Consider the following 17671-nt stretch of genomic DNA (forward strand, 5'->3'; position numbering starts at 1 on the left):
ATCTCCTCCGTTGCCAGCCCGCCTTAGGGTACTGCGCTGCCAGAATTAGACCACAGTGAAGTGGGGATTTGTTTGGGGTATTCTGTGTCAGAGGGCGGCGCGGGGCCGCCCTCTGGGGATCAAGACAAGCGCTTAGCGGTAGCCAGCGGCTTCCATTGTCTCGTTGGTAATCGCCTGGGCTTTCTCAAGCGCTTCTTCGACGGACTGCTGACCGGCGTAGGCGGCGGAGAATTCCTGGCTGACTTCAGTTGCCATGCCGGCGAACTCCGGGATCGCGACGAACTGGATGCCAACATACGGCACCGGCTCTACGGTCGGGTTGTTCGGATCGGCAGCGTTGATGGAGTCCAGCGTCTTCTGTGCGAACGGAACTTCCTGATACTCAGGTGTCTCATAGAGAGACTTGCGTGCGCCCGGAGGAACGTTGGCCCAGCCTTCGTTTTCCGCAACCAGCTGGATGTATTCCTTGGATGTGGCCCACTCGATGAACTCTTTCGCGGCTGCTTCTTTCTGAGTACCCGCCGGGATGGCAAGTGCCCAGGCCCAGAGCCAGTTCGCGCGCTTTTCGACGCCTTCGGCGTTCGGTGCGAGTGCGAAGCCAACGCTGTCGGCCACGGTCGAGTCGTCCGGGTTGGTCACGAAGGATGCAGCAACGGTTGCGTCGATCCACATACCGCATTTGCCCTGCTGGAACAGGTTCAGGTTTTCGTTGAACCCGTTGGTCGCGTAACCTTCAGGACCGTAGTCGTTCATCAGGTTGACGTAGAAGTTGATCGCTTCGGCCCATTCAGGCTGATCGAACTGAGCGTTCCACTCTTCGTCGAACCAACGTGCGCCGAACGAGTTGCCGGTCACTGTGATGAAGGCACCGCCTTCGCCCCAACCGGCCTTGCCACGCAGGCAGATGCCGTTGATTTCTTCTTCCGGGTTGTCCATCGCAGCAGCCGCTTCGCGGATGAACTGCCATGTCGGTGCGTCCGGCATTTCCAGACCTGCTTCTTCCATCAGGTCCGTGCGGTACATGATCATGGAGCTTTCGCCATAGAACGGTGCCGCATAAAGCGTGCCGTCGTGGCTCAGGCCGTTGCGCATCGCGGGCAGGATGTCATCGACATCATACTCTTCCGACAGATCGTCCAACGGAACCAGCCAGCCGTTCGCACCCCAGATCGGGGTTTCGTACATGCCGATGGTCATGATGTCGAACTGGCCACCCTTGGTGGTGATGTCCGTGGTCACACGCTGGCGCAGCACGTTTTCCTCGAGGGTCACCCACTCGACTTCGTGGCCGGTCTTGGCCGTGAAGTCGTCGGTATAACCCTGCATGCGGATCATGTCGCCGTTGTTGACTGTCGCGATGGTGATGGTCTCTGCCTGTGCGGCGCCGACCGAAATAAGCGACAGTGCTGTCGCTGCACGAAGTGCGGTACGAAGGTACATCCGATTCCTCCCTGGTGTTGGATACCTATGCATACAGAACACTATTTCGTTTACCCGCGTCAATAAAAAATTTACCCGCGTAAACTTTTGTCAGGCAGAGTCCCGCATGATGAGCCGGGCCGGAAACAGGGTCTCGGTGCGGGTGCCCAGATGCCCCCCGCTTTCGATCAGACGGAACAATGTGTCGACCGCGTGATCGGATACAGCGTTGTAATCATGGGCTGCCGTGGTCAGCGACGGGCAGGTGAACCGCGAGAACGGGTGGTCGTCATGCGAGGCCACGCGCAGTTGACAGTCCGGCCCGCGCCCCACCTTCACACCGCTTTCGTAGCAGGCGGAAAGAAATCCGATGGCCAGACGATCATTGCTGCACAGCACGGTGTTCGTGGGAAGCGAATCGTCCGCGAGCACTTTGAGCCCACCTTGTTTGCCGATTTCCTCGAATCCCCACCCCGTACCTTCGACCTTGACCACATGCGGTTCCAGCCCGAGCCTTTCCATCATCGAAATATACGCGATGCGGCGTTTGTTGGCATTCGGGTTGGCGGGGGTCTTCATCTCGAAAAAGCAGGGCGATTCGCCCGTTCGGCTGAGATATTCGACCGTTTGGGACACGAAGCTGTGGTTGTCCGAGCCGATGAAGGCCTCGCCCATCCCGTCGAGATTGCTGTCGAACAGGACCGTGGGCACATTCTTGCAGAAGGTCTCGATCGCCGACTTGTCCGATTGCCGTCCGAGCGGCGCCAGGAGGACACCAGCCGGTTTCATCGACCGCAAACTGTCGAGGATCTCGTTTTCATGCGCGGGATCGCCGTGCGAACTGAACAGGGACGGGGTAAACCCCGCCTCGATGCAGCGGCCTTCGATGACGCGGACGATTTCGGCAAAGAACGGATCAGCGAGGTATGGAACCACGATGCCGATATTCTTGGTCAGCTTCCGGTTCTGGTTCATCGCGTAGATGTTCGGTCGGTAGTCGTACTTGTCCAACGCCGCCTCGATCCGGCCCCGCGTGGATTTGCGGACGCTGTTGGGGTCATGGAAATACTTGGACACGGTCGGCCGCGAGATCCCGCTGACGGCCGCGAACTCTTCCATGTTCCTGATCTTGGTGTTTGACATTCCGGACCTCTGCAAATCGCACCCGTCGAAACTTGACGTCTGCTTTACAGTTTCTTATCGCGCGCAAAAAATCAATAAGTCTTGTAAAAAAGCGCGTGGAGCGGCCAAAGCCGTGCAAGGATCGCCGGTTTATCAGGCAATACTCGGCGTAAGCCGTCCGTCAGTGGAGCGGTTTGACCGCACGGTAGAGCGCGCGATACCGTTCCAGCCTGTCGTCCAGACCCGGAATTTCCAGCAGATCGAACCAATCGGTGATCTCGGGTTCCTGCCCCAAATCGGACAGGGACAGCGCACCGATGCCACACCCGGCCAGACGCGCCGCACCCATCGCGGGGCCCGCGTCCGAACCCGTCGTGCGCCCGATGCGCATCCCCGTCGCGGTCGCGATCAGGTGCAGCAGGAAGGGCGATCTGCTCCCGCCTCCGATCGCGGCGAGATGCGGCAGATCGGCGATGCTGTCGCCAAAACTTTCTGCGGCGTCCGCGAAGGTGAAGGCCACCGCTTCGAGAACGGCCCGGCACAGCGCTGCGCGGTCGGTGCTGTCTTCCAGCCCGAAGAACCCGGCGCGGATATGCGGATCGCCATGCGGACTGCGCTCGCCCGTCAGGTAGGGCAGGAAGATGGGCACCCGCACCGGATCGGCGGTTTCGGCCAGCCCCACCACATCGCCCGCGCTGATCCCCAATTGTCCGGCCAGCCACGCGATGGGCCGCGCGCCGTTCAGCATCGCCGCCATCTGGTACCAGCGATCCGGCACCGTGTGGGCAAAGGCATGCACGAACTTGGCCGGGTTGGGCCGATAGACGTCACCCGCCACAAACAACTGTCCCGATGTGCCAAGCGAAATGAATCCGCGCCCCGCCTCTGTCGCCCCCAACGACACCGCGCCTGTTGCTGCGTCACCGCCACCCGCAACGACCGGAATACCCGCAGGCAAGCCGGTCTCGGACGCGGCATCGGCGGTCACATGGCCAACGATGTCTTGCCCGTCGGCCAAAGGCGGCAGCCACTCCAACTCGGTAGCCGAAGCCTCAGCGACACGTGCGCTCCAGTCCCGCGCGGATTGGTCGAGCCACAATGTCCCGGCGGCATCCGAGCGATCCGTGGCAAGGGCACCGTGCAGGCAAAGACCGATGTAATCCTTGGGTAGCAGGACATGCGCGATGCGTGCGTGAATTTCAGGCTCTTCCCGCGCCACCCACATCAGTTTCGGCGCGGTGAAGCCGGGCAGGGGCAGCACGCCCGCGATCTCTCCGATCTCTGGCAGGGCCTCGCGCAACGTGGCGCAATCGCTCGTGGACCGGCTGTCATTCCAAAGGATCGCGGGGCGCAGAACGGTTTTCTGCGCATCCAACAGCACCGCACCGTGCATCTGACCGGACAGCCCGACGGCCGTGACCTGTGCCAGAGATACCGTCTTTCCGACCTCTGTGAGGGCCTTGCAGGTCGCCGCCCACCACGCGTTCGGGTCCTGCTCCGACCAGCCGGGTTGCGGCGATTGCACCGTCAGATCCGCGCTGGCCGAGCCATGAATCGTGCTGCCATCGGTGCAGATCACCTTGACCGCCGATGTGCCTATGTCGATGCCCAAAAACATGCCGCAGCTTTACGTCAGCGCTAACAACGACGCAAGCCGGCTCCGGGCATAGGGATCTGGTGCGAGGCCGAAAGCCGGGATAGACAGAACGGGACCAACCGGGGGAGCGACATCATGAGCAGTCTTGACGCGAAATTTGCACGGCTTGGCGCGGAGAACGCGCCGGGACAGGAGGTTCGGCAGAACGCGGACAGTTTGAAATCGGTGATGCGGGGGGATGTCCTTCCCGGCGTTCCGGTTGATTTCTCACATGGCGATGTGGATGCGTTCGAACCCACGCCCGGCGCGCGGGCCGCCTGGGAAGAGGGGTTCGAGGCCGGTGCCGCGCAGGCCTATACCGAATACCGGGGTGCTGCCGCGATCCGCGAAGACGTGGCCGCAAGCCTGGCGGGTTTCACCGGCGCGCCGGTCGATCCGGTGGACGAGCTGATTATCACCCCCGGCACACAAGGCGCGCTGTTCCTGGCGCTGGGCGCGACCGTGGATCGCGGCACCAAGGTGGCCATCATGGAGCCGGACTATTTCGCCAACCGCAAGCTGGTGGCGTTCTTCGGCGGAGAGATCCTGCCCGTCGCCCTGCATTACCAAGACGACGCGCCTCAGCGTGGACCGGACCTTGAGCAACTGGAAGCCGCGTTCAAGGCCGGGGCCGAGGTGCTGGTCTTTTCCACCCCGAACAACCCCACCGGCGTTGTCACACAAGAGGACGCGATCACTGCTATCGCCCGGCTTGCGGCGCAATACGATGTCACCGTGATCGTCGATCAGCTTTACTCCCGGCTGCTCTATAGCGGTGAAACCTATACCCATCTGCGCGCCTGTGCGGAGCGACCCCGGAACCTCATCACCATTATGGGCCCGTCGAAGACCGAGTCGCTCAGCGGCTTCCGCCTTGGTGTTGCCTTCGGGTCGGCCCCGTTGATCGAACGGATGGAGAAATTGCAGGCCATCGTGTCCCTGCGCGCGGCTGGCTATTCCCAAGCCGCGCTCAAGACGTGGTTCCACGAACCCGAGGGCTGGATGGACACCCGCATCGCCCAGCACGAAGCGATCCGCGATGACCTATTGGCGATCTTCCGCGCCGCTGGCTTTCCGACAGCCTGCCCGCAGGCGGGAAGCTATCTCTTCCCCGAATTGCCGGAACTGGTGGTCTCACCCGAGGATTTCGTGCGCCTGTTGCGCGTGCAAGCCGGGGTCACGGTCACACCGGGATCGGAATTCGCACCGCACACGGCAAACAGCGTGCGCCTGAACTTCTCGCAGGATCACGCGGCCTCGGTCGCCGCTGCGCATCGGATCGTCGAGATGGTCGAAAGGTACCGCGCATGAAGATCGGCATCGCAGGCATGGGCGCGATCGGGCTTCGGGTCGCGCAGGAACTGGATCGGGGCGGCATCCCCGGCTGTGAGTTGGCCGGGATCAGCGCCCGCAACGCCGACCGCGCCGCAGAGGCGAATGCAACGCTGTCCAAACCCGCGCCGGTCTATGCGCTGGACGAGATTGCGGACCATTGCGATGTGGTGATCGAAGCCCTGCCGCCGCAGCTTTTCATGGACCTCGCGCAGCCGGTCGTGAAGGCGGGCAAGGAACTCGTGGTCCTGTCGGCAAGTCAGCTTCTTGGGCAGCAGGCGCTGTTCGATCTGGCCGCAGAGACCGGCGCGAGGATTGTCATTCCGTCGGGCGCGATGCTCGGCCTCGACGCGATCAAGGGCGCGGCGGTGGGTGACTTGCACTCGGTCGTGATCGAAACCCGCAAACCCGTCGCGGGCCTCGCGAAAGCGCCTTACGTGGTGGACAACAAGATCGACCTGAGCAACCTGACCGAACCGATGCTCGTTCTGGGCGGAACCGTGACCGAGGTCGCCCGCGTGTTCCCGGCCAATGTCAATGTCGCCGCCGCTGTCAGCCTTGCGGGCTTTGGCCCCGACAGGACGCGGATGGAGGTTTGGGCCGATCCGGCGCTCGACAAGAACAAGCACATTGTGCGGGTCACATCGGACAGCTCGGATTTCGAAATGACGATCCAAAACCGCCCTTCCGACGAAAACCCCGCAACCGGCAAGATCACCGCACTGAGCGTGATAGCACTTTTGCGGCAGAAAACGTCGGTGCTTCAGGTCGGAACCTGACAGGGTCAGTCCAGTCTGACATTCGACGGGGACGCGCCCTGCTCCTGGGCGCTCCATCCCATCTGGTCGAGGGTGAAATCTGCGCCAACGGCGATCACGGCGATGGCGACGAACCCAAACAACATGGCTTTCACTGCGAACTCTCCTTTGGCGCGGTTTCCCGACGCAGATAGGCCACGAGATCGGCGCGGTCCTGCGCGCCGGTGATCCTCTGCATCGGCATCTTGGTTCCCGGTATGTAATGCTCTGGCCCGATATCGAAAAGAGCATCAATCGTGTCTTCGTCCCAGACGATCTCCGACCCGTTCAGAGCGTCGGAATAGCTGTAATCCTCGACCGTGCCCGCCTGTCTGCCGAACAGGTCGTAAAGGCTCGGCCCCGCGCGGCGGGCGCTGCCGGGGGTCAGCGTGTGGCAGATCGAACATTTGCGCATGAACTGCCGTTCGCCGTTGGGCATGGTGTCAGCATCGGCCAGAAAGCCGGGGGTTCCGGTGGCCATCGGATCGGCTTCTCCCATCGCGGCGATGGGCCATGAATACATCCGCGGATCAAGCCCGCCCGCGTGGATGTTGGTGCCGCCCTGCGAAAACGCCAGCGCCCAGACCGGCCCGCGTTCCGTCGCACGGAAATCACGCGCGATGCGCCAGTCCGGTGTTTCGACCACCATGATATACCCTTCGCCGTCTCCCACGGCGAGGAGGTCCCCATCCGGGCTTGTCGCCATCGACAGGATCGGGCGGCGTTCCAGCGTCAGGTCGGCCAGCGTGTCGCCTGTTCCCAGATCCAGCACCCGTGTGCCTCCATCGACTGCGCCATAGGCGAGCCAGCCTGCGGCCTCGTTCAGCTCAAGCTCGTTTACGCCGAACCCATGTTCGACCACGCGCTGACGCTCGCTTTTGGAGGCAAGATCCCAAAGCCGGATGCTGCCATCGGCTGAGGCCGAATAAAGCGCGGTCCCATCGCGCGTGAACGCGACATCGTTCACTGGCCCGCTATGCCCGGTCAGGAACGCCGGGGCGCTGCCATCGGTGGGCCACAGCCCGATGGTGCCATCCCAACTGGCCGATGCGACGGTCGCCCCATCGGGGGACAGGGCCAATGACACCACCTTGCCTTTGTGTCCGGTCCAGACGGCATGTTCGATCCCGTCCGGGGACCAGACGCGCAGGGTGAAATCATCCCCGGCAGAATAGAGCGTGCCATCGGGGCCGAAGGCGACGGCGTTCACCGCCGCGTCATGCCCATCGAACCAGACCGGATTGGACCCCGACCAAAGCCCCAATGCGTTGTCGAAACTGACCGTCGCGATCTGGTCCTCGTCGGACACGGCGATCCCCATGATCGGGCCGCCATGTCCCTGAAGCGTGAAGAATTCGTCCGCCGCGAGCGGCCCTGCGCAGAGCAGAGCCGCCGATGTAGCCAGAGCGGCGCGCATCTTACTCGGCCGGGGTTGCACCGCTGGGCGCCTTGCCTTCGCGCTGCTTGACCTCTTCGACCCACAGGCTGTGGTGTTCCTTGGCCCATTGCTCTTCGACCATACCATTGCCCATCGCATCGAACGCGCCTTCCATACCGATGGAGCCGATGTAGATATGCGCAAGAATGATCGCCATCAGAACGAAGCTGACGATGGCGTGCCACAACTGCGCATATTGCATCTCTTCATGCGGTGTCATCGTTTCCGGCAACACGCCGAAGCCCAGCATCTCGGGCAAGCCGGTGGTGTTCAGAATGGCGAAGGTCTTGGCAAACAGCGGCAATTCGAAGGGAAACAGCAGCGAAAGGCCCGATACGGAAATCGACACGCCAAGCACGATGGTCGACCAGAAGATCAACTTTTGTCCCGCGTTGAATTTCTTGGCAGGCGGGTGCCCGCCACCGAAGAGGCCGCCGCCCTTGGCCAGCCACTTGAGGTCGGTCTTGTCGGGGAAGTTGTGGATCACCCACATCACGAAGATCATCACCAACGCCAGCATGAACGCCCAGGAGACGTTGTTGTGGATCCATTTCGACCCGGTCGCGAGCCAGGCATAGGCTTCGTGCCCGAAAGCCGGGATCAGGAACTTGCGCCCCATGAGCGACACGAGGCCAGTGATCCCCAGGAGGATGAACGATCCCGCAAGCAGCCAATGGCCGAAGCGTTCGAAATTCTTGAACCGCTCGATGCGGCGACCGGTCTTTTCACCGTCGATGCGGACACGGCCGCGGATCAGGTAGAACAGGGCAAGAAAGCCGAGCGTGCCAAGAAGCAGATACCCGCCATAGGTCAGCAGCGGACCTTCGCGGAACTGCAACCACCACATGCCGCGATCCTGGATCAGCACCTCGGCGGCAGGGCCGCGCACCTGCGTCGTGACATCCGCCGCGTTGAAACGCATCCCGCGCCACAGGTCGGGGTCGGACGCGCCGCCAAGGGTACCAAGCTGCTCGCTCAGCCCCGCTGCGGACTCTGGATTGCCGACATTCTCGGCGCGGTAGTCATTGTCGACGGGCAGGCCCTGTTGCCTGCGCATGATGTCCTCGAGCGTGGTCGCGCCGCCCGTTGCAGAGCGGTCGATTTCGGCCTCGGGGGCAACTGTTGTCGCCTCTTGCGCGTTGACTGATCCCGGGGTCATCCATGACATCAGGAACATGAAGGCCAGCACGGCCATGATACAACCGAGGATGATCTTTCGTACGTCACGCATGTCAGTGCGTCCTCCCGTAATGAGCGTTCGTGACGCTCGGCCTTGCGAAACACGGTCTTATTGGGTCAGGTTTGACCAACTCAGATGGCTGTATGGCGACAAAAACATACGCCGACCATACGACTTTTTAAGGATACTCAAGATGATGCCAACGGCAAGCCATTCCGACATTTCGGCGGCAGATGGGCCAAAGCGGCATGAGTGATTTTCTGACCTTCTCGAATGCCGCCATCGCTGCCGTCCTCGGGCTGCTGGCCCTGGTCGCATCGTACCGCGCGTTGCTCACATCCCGGACACCGCAGGGATCGACCGCGTGGATTTTGCTGATCCTGCTTTTGCCGCTCGTCGGTACGCTGCTCTATCTCGTTTTCGGTCACGCGAATTACAAACGCTTCGAACGCGAACGCCGGAAGTCCGATGAAGACGTGTTCGACATGGCTTCAGGCGACCAGATCGTGCACGCGCCCTGTCGGTTGGACGCGTTCGCCAAGATCGCCCGGCTGCCCGTGACCGAGGGCAACGCGATGTCGCTGCTCATCGACGGGCAGGCGACTTACGATGCGGTGCTCGAGGCCATCCGAAGTGCCGAAACGACGCTGTTCGTGCAGTTCTACACGATCAAGGATGACGATATCGGTGAAGCCTTGCGCGACGCCCTGATCGAACGGGCCAAGGCAGGTGTGTCTGTCTGGCTGCTGCATGATGAGCTGCCGTTCTTCGGGCTGCCGGGATACTTCAAGAAGCGGCTGGAGGACGCGGGCGTTCGCCTGGCCCGTCCGAAGGGGCCGCAACGGCTCTTGGGGCCGTTCCAGTTCAACTACCGCAATCACCGCAAACTGGTGGTGGTGGACAATAAGGTCGCGTTCACCGGCGGGTTGAACGTCTCGAAAACCTATGTCGGGCGTAATCCATCCATCGGCGCGTGGCGCGATACGTTTGCGCGCTTCGAAGGTCCCATCGTGGCCCAGCTTGCCCTGCATTTCTCGTCCGACTGGATGTGGGCCACGGGCGAGGATTTGAGCCAGGTGGCCTCCGAAACACCGCCGCCTGCGGGCGACCTCAAAGCGGTGGCGCTGGCGCCGTCACCGGCCGAGGAAATCGCGGCAGGCAATCTCTATTTCATCGCGCTCGCGCATGCGGCGCAGACACGCTTGTGGATCTCGACCCCCTATTTTGTACCGGACCGGGACGTTCTGACGGCGCTGCGCTTTGCGGCGCTGCGCGGGGTGGACGTGCGTATCCTCGTGCCGGGCCGCGCCGATCACTACATCACCTATTTCGCTGGGCTGGCCTATTTCGACGATCTGCGCTCGGTCGGCGGTGAGGTCTGGATGTACGATCCGGCCTTCGTGCATCAGAAGGTTGCACTGGTGGACGATGATCTGGCCTCGGTCGGCTCGATCAATCTGGATATCCGCTCGGGCCTTCTCAATTTCGAGATTACGGTCCTGACCGAGGGAAAAAGCGCCGCGTCGGAGGTGGAGGAGATGCTTGTCACCGATTTCGGCAATGCCACGCGGATCGATACCGACCTCGACGACCGCTCGATCTTCATCGGCATGGTGGCCCGTGTGGCCCGGCTGTTCGCCCCGGTGCTCTGATGCGGATTGCGAGCTATAACATCCGCAAGGCGGTGGGTCTTGACTGGCGGCGCGATCCGCTTCGGATCATCCGGGTGCTCGAAGGTCTCAACGCCGATGTCGTGGCGTTGCAGGAAGCCGACAAGCGGCTTGGCGCGCGGCCGGCTGTCCTGCCCGAAGACGCGCTATACGATCATACCGGCTTGCGGGTTCTCAACGTGACCAACGGACCGAGCTCTGGCTGGCACGGCAACGCGCTTCTGGTGCGCGACGGCTGGCGGATCGGCGCGACGGAGCGGCTCAGCCTGCCGGGGATCGAGCCGCGCGGGGCGCTCATCGCCGATCTGGAAGGGCCGTCGGAAAAACTGACGCTGGTCGGCACGCATCTGGGCCTGCGGCGCGGATGCCGCCAGTTGCAACTGGCTCATCTGCTCGAGGAATTGTCGGCCAAGACGGACCGCGCGGTGATCGCGGGGGATTTCAACGAATGGTCCCCGCGCGTCGGCTTCGACATTCTGGAACACGCCTTCGATGTGGTCAGCCCCGGGCGCAGCTTTCACGCCTCCCGGCCCGTCGCCCCGCTGGACCGCTTTGCCGTCGGGCGCGGTCTGCGCGTGGCGCGGGCGGGGGTGTTCGAGCAGGGGGAGGCGCGACGCGCGTCGGATCATCTGCCGATCTGGATGGATCTCGCGGTCTGAGCGCCGTGGCCGCATTTTCGAAAATGCGGGGGCAAGCGGCTTCGAAGCCGCTTGCCCCCCGACCGCACGCTGCGTTGCGATATCCTTAACCGGCACAACGGCATACCCCCGCCCACGATGCGCATCGAGCGGGAAGGGTCACTCCCATGCCGCGACACTTGAACTGACATTCTCTTGATCCCCTTTGTGGGAAGACCATGAGAAACCGGTTTCAGAAGGCCCCGACAGGGGTACAGGTCCCGGGACATCCCCGGCAGATAAGAGAACGGTCAGGCCCACAAGAGCGGCGCCGCTTCTTTTCTAATTCAACCGTCATCCTCGGGCTTGACCCGAGGACCTCGGGCCAAAGAGATCCTCGGGTCAAGCCCGAGGATGACGATCTCGCATGTCATGCCGAAACTCGGGGCCAGCGAGAATCTTGGGCATGTCCAACTCTTCCAAGACCTGGCTTCAGCCCGGCACGCCCAAAGAAAAAAGCCCCGGAGACAAATCCGGGGCTTTCCAACTGTCACTTGATCAGACTGACGGATCAGCCGTCCTTCTGGTCGTAGGCCGTTCCCCAGCCCCAGGCGCCCGATCCGAAACCGCGCGCCACGACGCGTTCGCGGTAGATCGCCGACACCACGTCACCGTCACCGGCGAGCAGGGCCTTGGTGGCGCACATTTCCGCGCAGATCGGCAGCTTGCCTTCGTCGATGCGGTTGCGGCCGTACTTGGCGAATTCGGCTGTGGAGTGGTTCTCTTCCGGGCCACCGGCGCAGAAGGTGCACTTGTCCATCTTGCCGCGCGACCCGAAATTGCCCGCTTGTGGGTATTGCGGTGCGCCAAAGGGGCAGGCGTAGAAGCAGTAGCCGCAGCCGATGCAGAGGTCCTTGGAGTGCAGGACCACACCCTCTTCGTTCTGGTAGAAGCAATCCACTGGGCAGACGGCCATGCAGGGCGCGTCGGAACAGTGCATGCAAGCCACCGAGATCGACCGTTCGCCGGGCTTGCCGTCGTTGATCGTGACCACCTTGCGGCGGTTGATCCCCCACGGAACCTCATGCTCGTTCTTACAGGCCGTGACGCAGGCGTTGCATTCGATGCAGCGTTCGGCGTCGACCAGGAATTTAGCTCGTGCCATGTTTCAGGTCCTCCTCAAGCTGCCATGATTTTGCAAAGGGTGGCTTTGGTTTCCTGCATCTGGGTCACCGAGTCATACCCGTAGGTCTGCGCGGTGTTGGTCGACTCACCCAGGACGTAGGGATCGGCGCCTTCCGGGTACTTGGACCGCTGGTCCTCGCCCTGGAAATGCCCGCCGAAGTGGAAGGGCATGAAGGCCACGCCCGGTGCGACCCTTTCGGTCAGCATGGCCATGACCTTGACCTTGCCGCCCTCGGGGCCTTCCACCCAGACCTGCGCCCCGTCACGCACACCCAGATCGTTTGCGTCGCGCGGGTTGATCTCGATGAACATGTCCTGCTGCAGCTCGGCCAGCCACGGGTTCGACCGTGTCTCGTCGCCGCCGCCCTCGTATTCGACCAGACGGCCGGAGGTGAGGATGATCGGGTAGTCCTTCGAGAAGTCGTTGGCCTGGATCGACTTGTACATCGTCGGCACGCGCCAGAACTTCTTGTCCTCGTAGGTCGGGTAGTCGGCCACGAGGTCGTAGCGGTTGGTGTAGAGCGGTTCGCGGTGCAGCGGCACCGGATCCGGGAAGGTCCACACGACGGCACGGGCCTTGGCGTTGCCGAAGGGCGCGCATTCGTGCTTGATCGCCACCCGCTGGATGCCGCCCGACAGGTCGGTCTTCCAGTTCACGCCGCCCACCTTGGCCGCGTAATCAGACGGGATTTCGCCCGTCTGCGACTGCTCGCCGGTCTCGGTCTGGCCGGGGCTGACATAGCCAGCGACCTTTTCGATCGACGCGCGTTCCTCGTCGGTCAGATCACCGTCCCATCCAAGGTCGATGAGCATCTGCATGGTGAATTCCGGATATCCGTCCTGAATTTCGGAATTCGCAGAGGCCACGCCCTCGGCCAGAAGGTTGTCGCCGTCCTTTTCCACGCCGAAACGGGCGCGGAAGGTCAGGCCACCTTTGGAAACCGGCAGCGACATGTCGTAGAGGTTCGGCGTGCCGGGATGGTTCATCTCGGCGGTGCCCCAGCAGGGCCACGGCATACCGTAGTAATCGCCATCTGCCGGACCACCCACGGCCTGCAACGTCGTGCGGTCGAAGGTGTGCTGGTTCGCCATGTGCAGCTTGAGCCGCTCGGGCGACTGGCCGGTATAGCCGATCGTCCACATGCCCTTGTTGAACTCGCGGGTGAGGTCTTCGACCACCGGCGTCACGCCGTCGTCTTCCAGCGCGATGTTGCGGAAAATGCGGTCGTGGAAGCCGAATTTCTGCGCAAACAGACCCATGATCTCGTGATCGGTCTTCGATTCAAACATCGGTGCCATGACCTGATCGCGCCATTGGATCGACCGGTTCGACGCCGTGACAGAGCCACGGGTTTCGAACTGCGTCGTTGCCGGCAGCAGGTACACGCCATCGGTCCGGTCATGCAGCACGGCAGAGACGGTCGGGAACGGGTCGATCACGACCAGCGTGTCGAGCTTTTCCATCGCCGTCTTCATTTCCGGCAAACGGGTCTGCGAGTTGGGCGCGTGGCCCCACAGAACCATCACACGGGTGTTGTCGGGCTGATCGAGGTTTTCCTTGTCCTCCAGAACACCGTCGATCCAGCGCGACACCGGGATGCCCGTCAGGTTCATCATCGGTGTATCGCCGACCATCTCCTGTGAGAACTGCGCCTTGAGCCAATCGAGGTCTTCTTCCCAGACGCGCGCCCAGTGGGCCCACGATCCTTCGGCCAGACCGTAATAGCCGGGCAGGGTGTCGGCGAGAACGCCAAGGTCAGTTGCGCCCTGCACGTTGTCGTGGCCGCGGAAGATGTTGGTGCCGCCACCGGCCTGACCCATGTTGCCAAGCGCAAGCTGAAGCACGCAATAGGCGCGAGTGTTGTTGTTACCGTTGGTGTGCTGGGTGCCGCCCATGCACCAGATCACGGTGCCGGGACGGTTGTTGGCCAGCGTGCGCGCAACCCGCTCAAGCTGCGAACCGGGGGTGCCGGTGACGCGCTCGACCTCTTCGGGGTTCCACTTGGCGACTTCTTCCTTGATCTGGTCCATGCCCCAGACACGGGTGCGGATGAACTCCTTGTCCTCCCATCCGTTTTCGAAGATGTGCCAGAGGATGCCCCAGACCAGCGCCACGTCGGTGCCGGGACGGAAGCGGACATATTCATCCGCATGCGCCGCGGTGCGTGTGAAACGCGGGTCGCAGACGATGACCGGCGCGTTGTTCTGCTCTTTCGCCTTGAGGATGTGGAGCAAGGACACCGGGTGCGCTTCGGCCGGGTTGCCGCCGATCAGGAAGATCGCGCGCGACTTGTGGATGTCGTTGTAGCTGTTGGTCATGGCGCCGTAGCCCCATGTGTTCGCCACACCCGCAACCGTGGTCGAGTGACAGATCCGCGCCTGGTGGTCGATGTTGTTCGTGCCCCAATAGGCGGCGAACTTGCGCATCAGGTAGGCTTGTTCGTTGTTGTGCTTGGCCGATCCCAGCCAGTAGACCGAATCCGGGCCGCTTTCCTCGCGGACCTCGAGCATCTTGTCACCGATTTCGTTGATCGCCTGCTCCCAGGAGATGCGCTTCCACTCACCGCCCTCTTTCTTCATCGGGTACTTGAGGCGGCGTTCCCCATGGGCGTGCTCGCGGACGGCGGCCCCTTTGGCGCAGTGGGCACCCAGGTTGAACGGGCTGTCCCAGCCGGGTTCCTGGCCGATCCAGACGCCATTGCTGACTTCGGCGACGACGGTACAGCCGACGGAACAGTGCGTGCAGACCGATTTGACGGTTTCGACCGCGCCGTTGACGGCGGATTGCGCGCTGGCTTGCGTGACCGCGCCACCCGTGGCGCTGATGGCTGCAAGGCCACCGATGGCAAGGCCCGATCCGCGCAGGAACGAGCGGCGGTCGACGGATTTGTGAGCGACTTCCGAGATCAGGCCTGTCCGCGCAGCGCGTCGGGTCAGCCCTCCGGTTTTCTTTCTTAGCATGGTATCCCTCTTAAGCTACCTCGGGCAGGGTGTGCCGTCGGCTGGGTTGTGTCCTGTGACCGGACCGTGTCCGATCCGCAGGGGGGAGGTGATGTACGTGGTTTAGAACCGGGTACTGGCGAGATAGGCGCGGGTATGCGCGGTGTCCTGCATCTTGCCGTCCGCCTTGGGCGTTTCCGCGGCTTCAGCCTGGGTGCCTGACACGGCGACTGCTGCCACGGCAGCGGGTGCTGCGGTGCCTGCCAGTTTCAGAAAATCACGGCGACTTGCGGACGCCTTTGTTTTCTCAGTCATGGAAGGTTCCTCCCTTCTTAGTGTTTGGTGCGGCGGGTCTGCCGCTGGATGACGGTCACCCGCCAGGTTCTATCCCGGCTCAGGCCGGGGTCAGTCTGAACGCTTCGCGTTCGATCTTCATGAATGCCTTTCCGACCGATCCGACCGCGCTGTAGAGCATCGCGGTCTTTGCGGTTTCCAGGTCGGCATAGAAATGGCCTGCCCACGGGGCGATGTGCCGGTTGAAGAAAGTCTTTTGATCCTCGAGCGTCGATGGCGTGGAAAACCGCCCGACGATCAGCCCGCCCATCACTTCCATGAGCGTCGCAATGTTGTCCTCGGGTTCATAGACATTGGGCGCGCGTTCGATCCGGCGCGCCGACAGGTCGCTGCGCAGCACGGCCAACGGCTTTTCGTGCAGGAAGCCCGTCAGGTAGAAGCTCGCATAGGGCAGCAATTCGCCACGGCCCAGACCGATGAACAGCTTGTTGAACTCGCGTTCGGCTTGCTGCGGCGTGGTGGTTTTCGCGCAATCGGCAAGCCGGGTGATCGCCTGACCCAGGTCAGTGTCGTCGCCGGTCAGGCCAGCGGTCTGCGACAACAGAAGTTCGTCGGGCGGAGCCGACAGGATCAGGCCGAGATAGTTGTAAAGATCCGCGCGAAGGCGGTCCTCTTCCGACACCGATGGCGTAGCCTCAGCCGCGCTCATTGTCATCCTGTCTCGCTTTCTATTCTGAAACGCATCCGGCGAGGACGCGCAGGTTCCTCTGCCATTGTATCCAAAGGTGTGCCGTCGGCATATTCATCGGCGTCGCGATCATCTTCTACCTTAGTCGTAGATGCAGGTGCAGAAATTGCATGATCCTGCATATTTTCCGGAATTGATGTTTTTTCCGGCGATCTTTCCGGGGTCTGGTCGCTCAAGGCGATTTCCGACAGATTCTCTGGGGTATCAATGCCTTCGCCCGCTTGGGCCGCGATCTTCGACCGTTCCTGTTCTTCCAATGCCTGTACGTGACGCAGCAATCCCTTGCCCACCTGGTAGGCCGTTTTCACCCCCGGCGCGTCGGTCGCCGCATTGGTGAAATCGCCGTCGTAATCGTTGAGCCCATCCAGATTGGCGAGCACGGGATTGAGCTTCCACAACTGCCGCATCGCGCGTCTGCGGAGGCGTTCGGGCACCGCCTTGTGCATGAACCCCGCGATATCCTGTCCGGGCTCGAGACTGTCCGGGTCTGGCAGGCCGAACTCTTCGAGGATCTCGGCGTCGGTCTTTTCTTCAAGCTGCTGTTGCGCCGCGCGGGTTTCGACCTCTTCGGCGCGTCGAGCCTCCTCGGCTTGCTCGGCCTCCACCCGCGCCTTGCGGCGGGACCAGAAATCCGATCCCCGGCTCATGACGGGCGGGCCTTTCGGGCGCTCGTGGGCGCGCGGTAGACATCGCTCACCTGCGCGATGCGCGGATCGCCCTTGCCGTCCTCGACCTTTTCCTCGTGATACCGCTTGCGCTTGCGCTTCACGAACGGCTCTTCGACGAAGTGCCGGTCGGTCCATTCCTGCACCCAGGCCACGAGGGCGGGGGGCATCGGCACCTTTTCCACCACATCCTCGCCGCCATCTGCGTATTGCATGGCTTCGTGCGGGTTGGCGGTGATCAGTTTCACCTTGAAGGGCCATTCGTCGTCGCCCGGTTGAAGCACGACATAGGCACAGACCACCGGCTCGGCGAGGCCGATGCGATAGGCTTCGGCATCGGTGCGCCAGAGCGTCAGGTTACGCGTGCCGACATGGTACTCGGTCACATCCCCGTCCTCGCGCAGCAGTTTCCAATGCGCCGGACCTGCGCCCGGCAACAGTGCTGTTGGGGAATACGCCCATTTCTGCCAACGGGTCACGCCCGGCCGGCGCTGCATCACAACGCCCACCGGCAGTTCGATCGAACGGCTGTCAGACTTGGTCAAACTGGGCTCCTCCCGGGTCCGGCCTCACGGGCGCGGTTGACATCTGCCTAGCATAGCCCTTGGGTATGTCAAAACATCAAACC

General features: G+C 62.5%; 16 protein-coding genes. 4 read left to right on the top strand and 12 right to left on the bottom strand.

Annotated features, from left to right (window positions below; genetic code table 11):
• Positions 1-132: 132 nt before the first annotated feature.
• The 3 genes from Q1B16_RS02450 to xylB form a co-directional block, all read right to left on the bottom strand.
• Positions 133-1440: a sugar ABC transporter substrate-binding protein gene (locus tag Q1B16_RS02450; protein WP_299784595.1), complete on the bottom strand. Its 1308-nt coding sequence runs from the start codon at positions 1438-1440 to the stop codon at positions 133-135.
• Positions 1441-1530: 90 nt separating this feature from the next.
• Positions 1531-2562: a LacI family DNA-binding transcriptional regulator gene (locus Q1B16_RS02455; RefSeq protein ID WP_299784597.1), complete on the bottom strand. Its 1032-nt coding sequence runs from the start codon at positions 2560-2562 to the stop codon at positions 1531-1533.
• A gap of 160 nt (positions 2563-2722) precedes the next feature.
• Positions 2723-4159 carry a xylulokinase gene (gene xylB / locus Q1B16_RS02460; RefSeq protein WP_299784599.1) on the bottom strand — a complete coding sequence of 479 codons (1437 nt, stop codon included), beginning with the start codon at positions 4157-4159 and terminating at the stop codon, positions 2723-2725.
• A 114-nt stretch (positions 4160-4273) separates the two neighbouring features.
• On the opposite strand from xylB, the gene Q1B16_RS02465 reads away from it, so the two are divergent.
• Positions 4274-5488, top strand: coding sequence for a pyridoxal phosphate-dependent aminotransferase (locus Q1B16_RS02465; RefSeq protein WP_299784601.1), 1215 nt, complete (start codon positions 4274-4276; stop codon positions 5486-5488).
• A complete protein-coding gene (locus Q1B16_RS02470) occupies positions 5485-6288 on the top strand; it encodes an aspartate dehydrogenase (protein WP_299784603.1) in 804 nt (267 codons plus the stop codon). Before Q1B16_RS02465 ends, Q1B16_RS02470 begins: the two co-directional genes overlap by 4 nt.
• 5 nt (positions 6289-6293) lie before the next feature.
• Here Q1B16_RS02470 and Q1B16_RS02475 read toward each other — a convergent pair whose 3' ends face one another.
• From Q1B16_RS02475 to Q1B16_RS02485, 3 genes are read right to left on the bottom strand one after another with little or no spacing between them, the layout of a single operon-like run.
• Positions 6294-6422 carry a hypothetical protein gene (locus Q1B16_RS02475; protein ID WP_299786038.1) on the bottom strand — a complete coding sequence of 43 codons (129 nt, stop codon included), beginning with the start codon at positions 6420-6422 and terminating at the stop codon, positions 6294-6296.
• Entirely contained in the window at positions 6419-7723 is a 1305-nt protein-coding gene (locus tag Q1B16_RS02480) for a c-type cytochrome (RefSeq protein ID WP_299784605.1), read from the bottom strand. The genes Q1B16_RS02475 and Q1B16_RS02480 overlap by 4 nt, the downstream gene beginning before the upstream one ends.
• A gap of 1 nt (position 7724) precedes the next feature.
• Positions 7725-8903: a formate dehydrogenase subunit gamma gene (locus Q1B16_RS02485; protein WP_299785968.1), complete on the bottom strand. Its 1179-nt coding sequence runs from the start codon at positions 8901-8903 to the stop codon at positions 7725-7727.
• 269 nt (positions 8904-9172) lie between these two features.
• Here Q1B16_RS02485 and cls point away from each other — a divergent pair, with 269 nt between their 5' ends.
• Together cls and Q1B16_RS02495 are read left to right on the top strand one after the other, a co-directional pair.
• Positions 9173-10576, top strand: a complete 1404-nt coding sequence (cls, locus tag Q1B16_RS02490) for a cardiolipin synthase (protein ID WP_299784607.1) — start codon at positions 9173-9175, stop codon at positions 10574-10576.
• Positions 10576-11253 carry an endonuclease/exonuclease/phosphatase family protein gene (locus tag Q1B16_RS02495; protein ID WP_299784609.1) on the top strand — a complete coding sequence of 226 codons (678 nt, stop codon included), beginning with the start codon at positions 10576-10578 and terminating at the stop codon, positions 11251-11253. The genes cls and Q1B16_RS02495 overlap by 1 nt, the downstream gene beginning before the upstream one ends.
• Before the next feature lie 529 nt (positions 11254-11782).
• On the opposite strand, the gene fdh3B is transcribed toward Q1B16_RS02495, so the two are convergent.
• From fdh3B to Q1B16_RS02525, 6 genes are all read right to left on the bottom strand, one after another.
• On the bottom strand, positions 11783-12376 hold the full coding sequence (gene fdh3B, locus Q1B16_RS02500) for a formate dehydrogenase FDH3 subunit beta (protein ID WP_085640627.1): 594 nt from the start codon (positions 12374-12376) through the stop codon (positions 11783-11785).
• A 14-nt stretch (positions 12377-12390) separates the two neighbouring features.
• Positions 12391-15357 carry a formate dehydrogenase subunit alpha gene (locus Q1B16_RS02505; RefSeq protein WP_299784612.1) on the bottom strand — a complete coding sequence of 989 codons (2967 nt, stop codon included), beginning with the start codon at positions 15355-15357 and terminating at the stop codon, positions 12391-12393.
• Between the two features lie 102 nt (positions 15358-15459).
• Positions 15460-15651 (bottom strand): twin-arginine translocation signal domain-containing protein, encoded by a 192-nt coding sequence (locus Q1B16_RS02510; RefSeq protein ID WP_299784614.1) that lies wholly within the window; start codon positions 15649-15651, stop codon positions 15460-15462.
• Positions 15652-15730: 79 nt separating this feature from the next.
• Entirely contained in the window at positions 15731-16339 is a 609-nt protein-coding gene (locus Q1B16_RS02515; protein WP_299784615.1) for a molecular chaperone TorD family protein, read from the bottom strand.
• 2 nt (positions 16340-16341) lie between these two features.
• Entirely contained in the window at positions 16342-17025 is a 684-nt protein-coding gene (locus Q1B16_RS02520; RefSeq protein WP_299784617.1) for a DUF3306 domain-containing protein, read from the bottom strand.
• A complete protein-coding gene (locus Q1B16_RS02525; RefSeq protein WP_299784619.1) occupies positions 17022-17588 on the bottom strand; it encodes a DUF3305 domain-containing protein in 567 nt (188 codons plus the stop codon). The genes Q1B16_RS02520 and Q1B16_RS02525 overlap by 4 nt, the downstream gene beginning before the upstream one ends.
• Positions 17589-17671: the final 83 nt, after the last annotated feature.

The sequence above is a fragment of the uncultured Marivita sp. genome, assembly GCF_947488135.1.
Lineage (GTDB): Bacteria > Pseudomonadota > Alphaproteobacteria > Rhodobacterales > Rhodobacteraceae > Marivita.

Excerpts from the sequence above, each read along its gene's own strand:
- Q1B16_RS02465 (WP_299784601.1), top strand. The coding sequence starts at position 4,274 with ATGAGCAGTCTTGACGCGAAATTTGCACGGCTTGGCGCGGAGAACGCG.
- Q1B16_RS02485 (WP_299785968.1), bottom strand. The coding sequence starts at position 8,903 with ATGACCCCGGGATCAGTCAACGCGCAAGAGGCGACAACAGTTGCCCCC.
- Q1B16_RS02455 (WP_299784597.1), bottom strand. The coding sequence starts at position 2,562 with ATGTCAAACACCAAGATCAGGAACATGGAAGAGTTCGCGGCCGTCAGC.
- Q1B16_RS02480 (WP_299784605.1), bottom strand. The coding sequence starts at position 7,723 with ATGCGCGCCGCTCTGGCTACATCGGCGGCTCTGCTCTGCGCAGGGCCG.
- cls (WP_299784607.1), top strand. The coding sequence starts at position 9,173 with ATGAGTGATTTTCTGACCTTCTCGAATGCCGCCATCGCTGCCGTCCTC.
- Q1B16_RS02515 (WP_299784615.1), bottom strand. The coding sequence starts at position 16,339 with ATGAGCGCGGCTGAGGCTACGCCATCGGTGTCGGAAGAGGACCGCCTT.
- xylB (WP_299784599.1), bottom strand. The coding sequence starts at position 4,159 with ATGTTTTTGGGCATCGACATAGGCACATCGGCGGTCAAGGTGATCTGC.
- fdh3B (WP_085640627.1), bottom strand. The coding sequence starts at position 12,376 with ATGGCACGAGCTAAATTCCTGGTCGACGCCGAACGCTGCATCGAATGC.
- Q1B16_RS02520 (WP_299784617.1), bottom strand. The coding sequence starts at position 17,025 with ATGAGCCGGGGATCGGATTTCTGGTCCCGCCGCAAGGCGCGGGTGGAG.
- Q1B16_RS02470 (WP_299784603.1), top strand. The coding sequence starts at position 5,485 with ATGAAGATCGGCATCGCAGGCATGGGCGCGATCGGGCTTCGGGTCGCG.
- Q1B16_RS02505 (WP_299784612.1), bottom strand. The coding sequence starts at position 15,357 with ATGCTAAGAAAGAAAACCGGAGGGCTGACCCGACGCGCTGCGCGGACA.
- Q1B16_RS02510 (WP_299784614.1), bottom strand. The coding sequence starts at position 15,651 with ATGACTGAGAAAACAAAGGCGTCCGCAAGTCGCCGTGATTTTCTGAAA.
- Q1B16_RS02495 (WP_299784609.1), top strand. The coding sequence starts at position 10,576 with ATGCGGATTGCGAGCTATAACATCCGCAAGGCGGTGGGTCTTGACTGG.
- Q1B16_RS02450 (WP_299784595.1), bottom strand. The coding sequence starts at position 1,440 with ATGTACCTTCGTACCGCACTTCGTGCAGCGACAGCACTGTCGCTTATT.